General features: G+C 58.3%; 10 protein-coding genes. 9 read left to right on the top strand and 1 reads right to left on the bottom strand.

Annotated elements, in window-relative coordinates; all coding sequences use genetic code 11:
- Positions 1-38: 38 nt before the first annotated feature.
- Positions 39-1,595 carry a bifunctional aminoglycoside phosphotransferase/ATP-binding protein gene (locus BMX59_RS22795; RefSeq protein ID WP_093125998.1) on the bottom strand — a complete coding sequence of 519 codons (1,557 nt, stop codon included), beginning with the start codon at positions 1,593-1,595 and terminating at the stop codon, positions 39-41.
- Between the two features lie 118 nt (positions 1,596-1,713).
- Between BMX59_RS22795 and mrcB the strand changes: the two genes are divergently transcribed.
- The 9 genes from mrcB (at position 1,714) to msrQ (ending at position 11,532) form a co-directional block, all read left to right on the top strand.
- The gene (mrcB, locus tag BMX59_RS22800; RefSeq protein ID WP_071490021.1) at positions 1,714-4,038 is read left to right on the top strand and encodes a penicillin-binding protein 1B; all 2,325 of its coding nucleotides are present in this window, start codon (positions 1,714-1,716) and stop codon (positions 4,036-4,038) included.
- 16 nt (positions 4,039-4,054) lie between these two features.
- Positions 4,055-4,789: a tetratricopeptide repeat protein gene (locus tag BMX59_RS22805; RefSeq protein ID WP_093126001.1), complete on the top strand. Its 735-nt coding sequence runs from the start codon at positions 4,055-4,057 to the stop codon at positions 4,787-4,789.
- Complete coding sequence (locus tag BMX59_RS22810) at positions 4,789-5,118, top strand: YqcC family protein (protein ID WP_071490023.1); 330 nt, start codon at positions 4,789-4,791, stop codon at positions 5,116-5,118. Before BMX59_RS22805 ends, BMX59_RS22810 begins: the two co-directional genes overlap by 1 nt.
- 431 nt (positions 5,119-5,549) lie before the next feature.
- Entirely contained in the window at positions 5,550-7,274 is a 1,725-nt protein-coding gene (locus tag BMX59_RS22815) for an acetolactate synthase 3 large subunit (protein WP_071490031.1), read from the top strand.
- 2 nt (positions 7,275-7,276) lie between these two features.
- A complete protein-coding gene (ilvN, locus tag BMX59_RS22820) occupies positions 7,277-7,768 on the top strand; it encodes an acetolactate synthase small subunit (protein ID WP_003176102.1) in 492 nt (163 codons plus the stop codon).
- A gap of 47 nt (positions 7,769-7,815) precedes the next feature.
- A complete protein-coding gene (ilvC, locus tag BMX59_RS22825) occupies positions 7,816-8,832 on the top strand; it encodes a ketol-acid reductoisomerase (protein ID WP_003176099.1) in 1,017 nt (338 codons plus the stop codon).
- A gap of 145 nt (positions 8,833-8,977) precedes the next feature.
- Positions 8,978-9,835, top strand: a complete 858-nt coding sequence (gene pssA, locus BMX59_RS22830; protein WP_093126005.1) for a CDP-diacylglycerol--serine O-phosphatidyltransferase — start codon at positions 8,978-8,980, stop codon at positions 9,833-9,835.
- Between the two features lie 63 nt (positions 9,836-9,898).
- Complete coding sequence (gene msrP, locus BMX59_RS22835; protein WP_093126009.1) at positions 9,899-10,912, top strand: protein-methionine-sulfoxide reductase catalytic subunit MsrP; 1,014 nt, start codon at positions 9,899-9,901, stop codon at positions 10,910-10,912.
- A complete protein-coding gene (gene msrQ / locus BMX59_RS22840) occupies positions 10,912-11,532 on the top strand; it encodes a protein-methionine-sulfoxide reductase heme-binding subunit MsrQ (protein ID WP_093126014.1) in 621 nt (206 codons plus the stop codon). Before msrP ends, msrQ begins: the two co-directional genes overlap by 1 nt.
- Positions 11,533-11,865: the final 333 nt, after the last annotated feature.

The raw sequence follows: 11,865 nt of genomic DNA on the forward strand, positions 1-11,865 counted from the left end.
GCGTGGCCCAAGTAGGCGACACGACCAAGAAATTTTTCTTACAGGCCCGGCAGGCGCTGGCGGATATGCGCCACCAGTGCATCGAGGGTCCCGCTTTCATTGGTCTCGACGCGCTTGCTGAGGAGCAACTCCTCGGCGGTGAGTGGCTCGCGATTGGCTTGCTGTTCTTTGATAACAGTCAGTGTCGCGTCGGAAGGGTCGTTGTTGTCCTCCTGACGTTGCGCCAGCCAACTGGCGATAACTGCTTGTGGGGCGTTGCAATCCAGAATCAGGAAAGGCGCACCCGTGGCTTCGGCAACAGTGGCGGCCGCATCGCGTTGTTCACGTTTCAGGAAGGTCGCATCCAGCACGACCGGGTAGCCGGCGCGCAGCACGGTATCGGCGATTTCATTCAGGCGTGCGTAGGTCGCAGCACTGGCGTCGGCCGCATAGATACCGGCCTGTGGTGTGTTTTCCACGTGCTGCTCGCCAAACAGGCGCTTGCGCTCCACGTCCGAGCGCAGGCGCACGGCACCCAGTGCCTCCACCAGGCGCATGGCCACATGGCTTTTACCGACAGCCGAAACGCCGTGGGTAATGGCCAGGAAGCGCGATGGAATGGTGCTGTAGCTTTCCGCCAGGTTGGCATAGTTGCGGTATTGGCGCAGAGTCGTGGCGCGCTGCACCGGGCTGGCTTCGCTCGGCATGCTGAACAGCGCGATCTTGGCGCGGACCAGGGCGCGATAGGCTTTGTAGAAGTTCAGCACTTCCAGGCCCTGATAGTCACCGGTCAATTCCAGATACTGGCTGATGAAGCGGCGTGCCAGGGACTTGAGTCCACGGTCTTCCAGGTCCATGGCCAGGAAGCCGGTATCGGCGTACACATCGGTGAAACGGAAGGGCTCGTTGAATTCGATGCAATCGAAGATCACCACGTGGCCGTCGATCAACGTTGCATTACCCAGGTGAATATCACCGTGGCATTCGCGGGTGAAGCCGTCCAGCTTGCGCTGGGAAAACAGTGGCTTGAGACGCTCGAAGCTGCTTTCGGCCCAGGCCTGCAGGGCTTCCAGCTGGGTCAGGTCAGTCTTGTCGCTGAGGAATGGACGGATCTGGTCGAAGTTCTGGCGAACCGGCGCCATTACCTCATCCGGCGTGCCGGCCGGGTGTTCCTGCGGCACTTTCGGTGCGCAGAGGTGGAAGTGCGCGATCTGCTTGGCCATCTCATCGATGTGTGCGCTGGTCAATTCGCCGTTGGCTTGCAGGGTGCTGAGTAGTTGGCTCTGCGGAAACTGGCGCATTTTCAGTGCGTATTCGATCACCGGGCCATCGCCACCCAACTGCGGGGCTTCGGCTGTGCCGGTGATCGGCAACACTTCAAGATACAAATCTTCGGTCAGACGCTGATTGAGGCGCAGCTCTTCGTTACAGAAGTGGCCGCGCTTGTCCAGGTCGGTAAAATCCAGAAATCCGAAGTTCATCGGCTTTTTCAGCTTATAGGCGTAAGGACCGGTCAGTACGACCCAGGAAATATGGGTCTCGATGACTTGGAACGCTTTAACCGGATGGGGATATAAAGCCGGATTTTGCAGGGCAGCGATCAGGGACTGGCTCACGGGCGATCCTTCAGAGTCTGGGGAAAAACATGGCGGGCATTATGGCTGCTGCGACCGCTTGTGCAAACCGCTGTCCGGCTCATGTTGATCATCAATAAAGTGCGTATAATCCGCCGCCATGACTCGAACCCGATCTCCCCGTTCCCGTAAAAAACCTCCTTCCCGTGGCCTGCGCCCCTGGCTTGGCTGGGCGCTCAAGCTTGGCCTGGTAGGCCTTGTGGTACTTGCCGGCTTTGCGGTCTACCTCGACGCTGTGGTGCAGGAGAAGTTCTCCGGCAAGCGCTGGACCATTCCGGCCAAGGTGTACGCGCGCCCGCTGGAATTGTTCGCAGGCCAGAAGCTGAGCAAGGATGACTTCCTGACCGAACTCGACGCCTTGGGCTATCGTCGTGAGCCCGTGAGCAACGGTCCGGGTGCAGCGGCTGTCAGCGGAAATACCGTCGACCTGAACACCCGTGGCTTCCAATTCTATGAAGGCCTGGAAAAAGCCCAGCCGGTGCGTGTGCGTTTCTCCGGCGATTACGTCGCCGAGTTGTCGTCCCTCAATGGCTCGAAGCTGCCTGTGGTTCGCCTGGAGCCGCTGATGATCGGCGGCATTTACCCGAAGAACCTTGAAGATCGCATCCTGATCAAACTTGATCAGGTGCCGCCTTACCTGCTGGAAACCCTGGTAGCCGTTGAAGACCGTGATTTTTACCATCACTGGGGGGTCTCGCCGAAGTCGATCGCCCGCGCAGTCTGGGTGAATACGTCCGGCGGCAAGATGACCCAGGGCGGCAGTACGCTGACGCAACAATTGGTCAAGAACTTCTACCTGACCAACGAACGCAGCCTGACCCGCAAGCTCACCGAAGCCATGATGGCGATGCTGTTGGAGTTGCATTACAGCAAGCAGGAAATCCTCGAGGCGTACCTCAACGAAGTATTCGTCGGCCAGGACGGTCAGCGCGCGGTGCATGGTTTCGGTCTGGCCAGCCAATTCTTCTTTGGCCAGCCGCTGTCCGAACTGAAGCTGCACCAGGTTGCGTTGCTGGTGGGCATGGTCAAGGGGCCTTCCTACTACAACCCGCGTCGCAACCCCGAGCGTGCGCTGGAGCGTCGCAACCTGGTGCTGGATGTTCTAGAGCAGCAAGGTGTTGCCACCGCCGAACAAGTTGCCGCCGCGAAGAAAATGCCACTGGGTGTCACCACCCGCGGCAAGTTGGCAGACAGCTCCTTTCCGGGCTTTATCGACCTGGTCAAGCGCCAGTTGCGTGAAGACTACCGTGACGAAGACTTGACCGAAGAAGGCCTGCGGATCTTCACCAGTTTCGATCCGATCCTGCAGATGAAAGCCGAAGCGTCGGTCAATGACACGTTCAAGCGAATGACCGGCCGCAAAGGCGCGGATGAAGTCGAAGCGGCCATGGTCGTGACCAACCCGGAAACCGGTGAGGTCCAGGCCCTGGTCGGCAGCCGCCTGGCCAGCTTCGCCGGTTTCAACCGCGCCCTGGATGCCGTGCGACCGATTGGTTCGTTGGTCAAGCCGGCGGTCTACCTCACGGCCCTGGAAAAACCGAGCAAGTACACCCTGACCAGTTGGCTGTCTGACGACCCGCTGTCAGTAAAAGGCGCTGACGGGCAGGTGTGGACGCCACAGAACTTCGATCGCCGTTCTCATGGGACAGTGTTCCTGTACCAAGGGTTGGCGCACTCCTACAACATCTCCACTTCGCGTCTCGGCCTCGAAGTGGGCGTACCGAATGTCCTGAAGACCCTCGCGCGACTGGGCATTACGCGTGAGTTCCCGGCATTTCCATCGATCCTGCTGGGTGCCGGCGCAATGACCCCAATGGAAGTCGCGACTATGTACCAGACCCTGGCCAACGGTGGTTTCAATACGCCGATGCGCGGGATCCGAAGCGTGCTGACGGCTGAAGGCGAGCCGCTCAAGCGTTATCCGTTCCAGATCCAGCAGCGTTTCGATGCGGGCTCCATCTACTTGATCCAGAACGCCATGCAGCGTGTGATGCGTGAGGGTACTGGTAGTTCGGTCTATAAGGTGCTGCCGTCCAACCTGACCCTGGCGGGTAAGACCGGTACTAGTAACGATTCGCGCGACAGTTGGTTTGCGGGTTTTGGCCAGGATGTGCTGGCGGTGGTTTGGATGGGGCGTGACGACAACGGCAAGACACCGTTCACCGGTGCCACCGGTGCGCTGCAGGTCTGGACCAGTTTCATGCGCAAGGCCGACCCGCTGCCGTTGAACATGCCGCAGCCGGACAACATCGTGCAGGCCTGGATCGATCCGCACACCGGGCAGGGGTCCGATGCCAACTGTCCGGGCGCGGTGCAGATGCCGTATATTCGCGGCAGCGAACCGCCACCCGGCGCCGCATGCGGTGGCAGTGCCCCTGCTGACGCGGAATCGGTGATGGATTGGGTCAAGGGCTGGATGAATTAAGCAAAGAGGGTTTCAAGTGAACAAGTGGTGGATTCCAGCTATTACAGCTCTGGCTTTGCTCAATGGTTGCGCCAGCGTGCAGCGCGGCTCCATTCCCGTGGTGGACTCGAGCACGACCGTGTCCAATAACGACCGGATCTCGGCCAACGGCGGGTTCCGCCAGACCGTGACCAACCGTCCCGCCCAGGCCAAGCCGCAAGCTGTGCCGCAGGATTCAGGTGTGGTGGTGATGGTGCCGGGTGGTGGCGCAGCGACGTCGGCGCCGATCAGCGCCGAGCCGTGGACCCCGGGGCCAAGCACCTCCGGTCCGATTGACGCGACCCCGATTCAGACGGCCCCGATCAACCAGGGCACCTACAACATGCCATCCACCCCGAGCGGCATTCCATCGTCCTCCAGCGCCGGCGGCCTGTCGGCTGACGAGCAATTGGATGGCCCGGTACTGGCCTTGCTGACCACTGCACAGCAGCAGCAGGCGAGTGGCGACCTGAATGGTGCGTCGTCGAGTCTCGAGCGCGCCCAGCGCGTTGCGCCGCGTGAACCGCAAGTGCTGTATCGCCTGGCCCAGGTGCGCATGGCCCAGGGCGATGCGCCGCAGGCCGAGCAATTCGCGCGTCGTGGCCTGACCTTGGCCAATGGTCGTCCCGACCTGCAAGCCAGCCTGTGGGCCTTGATTGGTGACGCGCGCGCCGCACAAGGCGACGCCGCCGGTGCCGCCCAGGCGCGCCAGAAAGCCAAGGTCAGTCTCTGATGGATGCACGGTTTCCCGCGATTGCCGAACAGTTATTGCTGATCGAGCGAGAGTTGCGTGTCCAGGGCTGGTGGGACGAGGTGTCCCCCAGCGTCGAGGCGCTCAGCAGTGTCGAACCCTTTTCGGTGGACACTCTGGACTTTCACCAGTGGCTGCAATGGATATTCCTGGTACGCATGAAGCAGATCCTCGAACAGGACCTGCCGCTGCCCAATGCGTCGGGCATTCTGGAAATGGCCGAGATGGTTTACGCCGATCGCCCGCTGGAAAGCCTTGGCTTACGCAATGCGCTGAAAAAGTTCGATCAACTGATCGTCGACGCTCGTTAATTGCCTGACTGCCGGCTTTTTCGGCAGTCTTGCGCATATTTCTACCGCTTGACGACATTCAGGCGAGTTTTATCCCTCCTCAAAGCCCTTTCTTCTACGTTCTCATGCGCTTAGTTGGAAAAAAGCGCAATTATTGCTTGACTTGAAGGGCCTGAAACAGAAGAATCCAAAGTCCGCTGTATCGGGACTGCCAGAAGCAGGCCCGCTCAGCAGATCATGAGGCGCACATCCGCGCCGACCTGTTACACCCGCAACGCGTTACCTCGCGCTGGGTGGGAAAAGCCCGCAACACTTGGGACGATCCCAATACTTGCTCAGTCAGTGCTGACGTAGTCGGCGACCACCGTCGCTCATGCTCTGTTGAGAAGTAAACCTATTAAGACCCGTCGGTTTTCAACGGACGGTATTCTGGCGTTTTAGAGGTGAACAACGTGGAGCTTTTATCTGGCGGTGAGATGCTCGTCCGCTTTTTGCGTGACGAAGGCGTCGACTATATCTACGGGTACCCAGGTGGTGCTCTGCTGCATGTTTACGACGCACTGTTCAAGGAACCGGCTGTTACCCACATCCTGGTTCGCCACGAACAGGCCGCGACCCATATGGCTGACGGTTATGCCCGTGCCACCGGTAAAGCCGGCGTGGTACTGGTAACGTCCGGCCCTGGCGCAACCAATGCCATCACCGGCATCGCGACTGCGTATATGGACTCTATCCCGATGGTGGTCATTTCCGGCCAGGTGCCCAGCACCATGGTGGGGACCGATGCATTCCAGGAAACCGACATGATCGGTATCTCCCGGCCGATCGTGAAACACAGCTTCATGATCAAGCATCCTTCGGAAATCCCGGAAGTCATGAAAAAGGCCTTCTACCTCGCACAGTCCGGTCGTCCGGGTCCTGTGGTGGTCGATATCCCCAAGGACATGACCAACCCGGCCGAAAAATTCGAATACATCTTCCCGAAGAAAGCCAAGCTGCGCTCCTACAGCCCGGCGGTCCGCGGGCACTCGGGGCAAATCCGCAAGGCGGCAGAAATGCTGTTGGCGGCCAAGCGCCCAGTGCTGTACTCCGGTGGTGGTGTGATCCTGGGCGGCGGTTCTGCACAGCTGACCGAACTGGCCAAGCTGCTCAACCTGCCGGTCACCAACACCCTGATGGGCCTCGGCGCCTTCCCGGGTACGGACCGTCAGTTCGTCGGGATGCTCGGCATGCACGGCAGCTACACCGCCAACCTGACCATGCACCATGCCGACGTGATCCTGGCCGTGGGTGCGCGGTTCGATGACCGTGTGATCAACGGTGCGAGCAAGTTCTGCCCGAATGCCAAGATCATCCATATCGACATCGACCCGGCGTCCATTTCCAAGACCATCAAGGCCGACGTGCCGATCGTAGGTCCTGTTGAAAGCGTGTTGACCGAAATGGTTGCCGCGCTCAAGGACATCGGCGAGGCGCCGAACAAGGAATCCGTTGCCAGCTGGTGGAAGCAGATCGACGAATGGCGCGGTGATCGCGGCCTGTTCCCTTACGACAAGGGTGACGGCAGCATCATCAAGCCACAAACCGTGATCGAGACCCTGTGCGAAGTGACCAAGGGCGACGCCTTTGTGACCTCCGACGTGGGCCAGCACCAGATGTTCGCCGCGCAGTACTACAAGTTCGACAAGCCTAACCGCTGGATCAACTCCGGTGGCCTGGGCACGATGGGCTTTGGTTTTCCTGCGGCCATGGGCGTGAAACTGAGCTTCCCAGACACCGACGTCGCGTGCGTCACCGGTGAAGGCAGCATCCAGATGAATATCCAGGAACTGTCGACGTGCCTGCAGTACGGCCTTCCCGTGAAGATCGTCTGCCTGAACAACGGCGTGCTGGGCATGGTTCGTCAATGGCAGGACATGAGCTACAACAGCCGTCACTCCCATTCCTACATGGAGTCGTTGCCGGATTTCGTAAAATTGGTTGAAGCCTATGGCCACGTCGGCATTCGCATCACTGATTTGAAAGATCTGAAGCCGAAGATGGAAGAGGCGTTCGCCATGAAGGACCGCCTGGTATTCATCGATATTCAGGTGGATACCAGCGAGCACGTCTACCCGATGCAGATCAAGGACGGCTCTATGCGCGACATGTGGCTGAACAAGACGGAGCGTACTTAATCATGCGGCACATTATCTCCCTGCTTCTGGAGAACGAACCCGGCGCTCTGTCTCGTGTTGTCGGCCTGTTTTCGCAGCGTAACTACAACATCGAAAGCCTGACCGTGGCTCCGACCGAAGACCCGACCCTGTCGCGTCTGACGTTGACCACTGTGGGCCACGATGAGGTGATCGAGCAGATTACCAAGAACCTCAACAAGCTGATCGAAGTGGTCAAGCTGGTCGACCTGTCGGAGAGTGCCCACATCGAGCGCGAGCTGATGCTGGTTAAAGTCAAGGCTACGGGTGCCCAACGTGCCGAGATCAAGCGCACGACCGACATCTATCGCGGGCAGATCGTCGATGTGAGCGCCAGCGTTTATACCGTTCAACTGACCGGTACAAGCGACAAGCTGGACAGCTTCATCCAGTCGATCGGGACGGCCTCGATTCTGGAAACGGTACGCAGTGGTGTCACCGGGATTGCCCGTGGCGACAAAGTACTCAGCATCTAACCCAAATTAGCGAATGGCCTTACGGCCTGGATATATAGAGGAACCTCATGAAAGTTTATTACGATAAAGATTGTGACCTGTCGATCATCCAGGGCAAGAAAGTCGCCATCATCGGCTACGGTTCCCAGGGCCACGCTCAAGCGTGCAACCTGAAAGATTCCGGCGTTGACGTGACCGTTGGCCTGCGCAAAGGCTCGGCCACTGTTGCCAAGGCTGAAGCCCACGGCCTGAAAGTGACTGACGTCGCTTCCGCTGTTGCTGCTGCCGACCTGGTCATGATCCTGACCCCGGACGAGTTCCAGTCCGCGCTGTACAAGAACGAAATCGAGCCGAACATCAAGAAGGGCGCCACCCTGGCCTTCTCCCACGGCTTCGCGATCCACTACAACCAGGTCGTGCCACGCGCCGACCTGGACGTGATCATGATCGCGCCAAAAGCGCCGGGTCACACTGTACGTTCCGAGTTCGTCAAGGGCGGCGGTATTCCTGACCTGATCGCGATCTACCAGGACGCATCGGGCAACGCCAAGAACGTGGCACTGTCCTACGCCGCTGGCGTGGGTGGCGGTCGTACCGGCATCATCGAAACCACCTTCAAGGACGAGACTGAAACCGACCTGTTCGGCGAGCAAGCCGTACTGTGCGGCGGTACCGTCGAGTTGGTAAAAGCCGGTTTCGAAACCCTGGTTGAAGCTGGCTACGCGCCGGAAATGGCCTACTTCGAATGCCTGCATGAACTGAAGCTGATCGTTGACCTCATGTACGAAGGCGGTATCGCCAACATGAACTACTCGATCTCCAACAACGCCGAATACGGCGAGTACGTGACTGGCCCGGAAGTGATCAACGCCGAGTCCCGTCAGGCCATGCGCAACGCCCTGAAACGTATTCAGGACGGCGAATACGCCAAAATGTTCATCAGCGAAGGTGCTACCGGCTACCCTTCGATGACCGCCAAGCGTCGTAATAACGCCGCTCACGGTATCGAAGTCATCGGCGAGCAACTGCGCTCCATGATGCCGTGGATCGGTGCCAACAAGATCGTCGACAAAGCCAAGAACTAAGTCGTACGTATCAAGGGAAAACGCGGCCTAGGCCGCGTTTTTTCGTTTGGGCGGCGGGTTCTGGTATAAAGCTGCATCGTTTGCGGGCGAACACTCGCCGCAAGTATCTGTCGAACTTTTTTCACACCGTTGCAAGGTAAAGTCCATGAGCGAACGTCCCGAAGAGCCAAGCCAGGCTCCTGACGCCGAAAGCCTGCTGCCGATCGATGAACATGTCGAAGAAGGGCATGACGCGGAAGGTCGCAAGGTCCGGCATCGTGGCATCTATCTTCTGCCCAACCTGTTCACCACGGCGAACCTGTTTGCCGGGTTCTATTCCATCATCAATTCCATGAGCGCGCAGAGTGCTCTGGCGGCGGGTGATGCGGCGAGTGCCAGCAAGTATTTCGGTTTTGCTGCCATCGCAATCTTCGTGGCCATGGTGCTCGACGGCCTTGATGGCCGTGTGGCGCGCATGACCAACACACAAAGCGCCTTCGGTGCCGAGTACGACTCGCTGTCGGACATGGTTGCGTTTGGTGTCGCCCCCGCGTTGCTGGCGTTTGCCTGGGCGTTGGGTGATATGGGTAAGGTTGGCTGGATGGTTGCCTTCATCTATGTCGCCGGTGCTGCCCTGCGCCTGGCGCGCTTCAACACCCAGGTTGGGACCGCCGACAAGCGTTACTTCATCGGTCTGGCCAGCCCTGCTGCTGCGGGTGTGGTGGCAGGTATCGTCTGGGCTTTCAGTGATTACGGCATCCAGGGTTCGAAAATGTCGTTCCTGGTGGTCTTGATGGTGGCCGCTGCCGGCATGCTGATGGTCAGCAACATCAAGTACAACAGCTTCAAGGAACTGGACTTGAAGGGGCGTGTACCTTTCGTGGCAATTCTGGCGGTAGTGCTGGTATTTGCCGTGGTGTTCAGTGATCCACCGCGCATCCTGTTGCTGGCGTTCCTGGTGTACGCCGCTTCGGGGCCGGTTCAATACCTGCTGCATCTGCGCCGCGACAAAACATTGCCTTAATGTAATTTCCCCCATACTCCGCAGTCTATTGGTGCATCAGTCCTCCAATGCTGCGGAGTTGCCATGTTAATCAAATTACCCAAAGCGTCCGATTGCCACGAGTCGGATGTCACGCCTGAATCCTTCTATTTCTCTCGCCGTAGCTTGCTCGGTGGTGCGCTTGCCGGCATTGCAGCCAGTAGCTTGCCGCGTTGGGCCAGTGCTGACGAGGCCTCGCGTTATGCCGATGTTGAAGCGGGCAAGGCGCCTGGCTGGTTTACCGAGAAACTGCCAGGCACAAAATGGCAGGCCATCACGGTGAAGGACGAGGCGATCACGCCTTTCAAAGACGCTACGCACTACAACAACTTCTATGAGTTCGGTACAGGTAAGGGGGACCCGGCCACGAATGCCGGTTCACTCAAGACCGAGCCGTGGAGCGTTGTCATTGATGGTGAGGTTGCCAAGCCAGGCCGTTATGCCCTGGAGGACTTCATCAAGCCCTATCAGTTGGAAGAGCGGATCTACCGTCTGCGCTGTGTAGAGGCCTGGTCGATGGTTATTCCATGGATCGGTTTTCCCATCTCGGCGCTGCTCAAGCAAGTTGAGCCGACCTCGAAGGCCAAATACATCCGTTTTGAAACCCTCCAGGATCCCAAAAGTATGCCGGGGCAGCGTTCGAGTTTTGGCTTGATCGATTGGCCTTATGTGGAGGGCTTGCGTCTGGATGAGGCGATGAATCCTCTGGCGATCCTGGCGGTGGGTATGTATGGGCGTGAGTTGCCCAATCAGAATGGTGCGCCGCTGCGCCTGGTGGTGCCTTGGAAGTACGGCTTCAAGAGTGTGAAGTCGATTGTACGGATCAGTCTCGTGAGTGAGCAGCCGAAAACCACGTGGCAGAGCATTGCTGCTGACGAGTATGGCTTCTACGCGAACGTGAACCCTACGGTCGATCATCCACGTTGGACTCAGGCGCGGGAGCGTCGTCTGCCGAGTGGGCTGTTCAGTCCTAATGTACGTGAGACTCAGATGTTCAATGGGTACTCGGATGAGGTGGCTTCTCTTTATACCGGTCTCGATCTGCGGAAGAACTACTGATGCGTTACCCGATCTGGCGTGTTGGCGTCTTTATAGCAGCGGCGATTTGGCCGCTCTTCTGGCTCTATGAAGCGTGGAGTTCTGCTCTCGGGCCGGATCCGGGCAAGGTATTGGTGGATCGGCTGGGGCTCGGCACGTTGATTCTGTTACTGATTACCCTGGCAATGACGCCGCTGCAGAAGCTCAGCGGTTGGGCGGGGTGGATAGCGGTGCGTCGGCAACTGGGGTTGTGGTGCTTTGCCTACGTTGTGCTGCATCTGGCGGCTTATTGTGTATTTGTGCTTGGGCTGGATTGGTCGCAGCTGGGGGTGGAGTTGCGCAAACGGCCCTACATTATTGTCGGGGCGCTGGGGTTTATTTCCCTGTTGGTTCTGGCGGTGACGTCGAATCGTTACAGTCAGCGTCGGTTGGGGGCGCGTTGGAAGAAGCTGCATCGCTTGGTGTATGTAGTTCTTGGACTGGGTTTGCTGCATATGTTGTGGATCGTGCGAGCGGACCTCAAAGAGTGGGCTATCTATGCTTCTGTAGGTGCGTTCCTGTTAGTGCTGCGGATACCGGCCGTAATGCGGCGAATCCCACGGCTTATTGCGAAAAAACCACTTTCTGCAACAAAAACGTAATTAAGGGTTGACGGCAGATTCTGGAAGTCTATAATTCGCCCCACTTCCGGCGCAGTCGAAACGGAAAACTCCTTGGTAAACAAAGAGTTACGCAGAATTCGACAGCGACTTGCTTCAGTTCATCGAAGCCCAGAAGCAGTTGATAGGGCAGTGTTGTCTGGCTCTATTAACGTTTCGATCTTCTCGGTCGAAAGCGGAGAAAAAGAGGTGTTGACAGCAGCGTGTAACGCTGTAGAATTCGCCTCCCGCTAACGAGAGATCGGAAGCGCAAGTGGTTGAAGTTGTTGAAGAAATCTTCGAAAACTTCTGAAAATAATCACTTGACAGCAAATG

It is taken from the genome of Pseudomonas sp. NFR09 (assembly GCF_900111535.1).
Lineage (GTDB): Bacteria > Pseudomonadota > Gammaproteobacteria > Pseudomonadales > Pseudomonadaceae > Aquipseudomonas > Aquipseudomonas extremorientalis.

Bases quoted from the DNA above. Each gene is read 5' to 3' on its own strand.
- mrcB (WP_071490021.1), top strand. From the start codon at position 1,714: ATGACTCGAACCCGATCTCCCCGTTCCCGTAAAAAACCTCCTTCCCGT.
- BMX59_RS22810 (WP_071490023.1), top strand. From the start codon at position 4,789: ATGGATGCACGGTTTCCCGCGATTGCCGAACAGTTATTGCTGATCGAG.
- ilvN (WP_003176102.1), top strand. From the start codon at position 7,277: ATGCGGCACATTATCTCCCTGCTTCTGGAGAACGAACCCGGCGCTCTG.
- ilvC (WP_003176099.1), top strand. From the start codon at position 7,816: ATGAAAGTTTATTACGATAAAGATTGTGACCTGTCGATCATCCAGGGC.
- pssA (WP_093126005.1), top strand. From the start codon at position 8,978: ATGAGCGAACGTCCCGAAGAGCCAAGCCAGGCTCCTGACGCCGAAAGC.
- msrP (WP_093126009.1), top strand. From the start codon at position 9,899: ATGTTAATCAAATTACCCAAAGCGTCCGATTGCCACGAGTCGGATGTC.
- msrQ (WP_093126014.1), top strand. From the start codon at position 10,912: ATGCGTTACCCGATCTGGCGTGTTGGCGTCTTTATAGCAGCGGCGATT.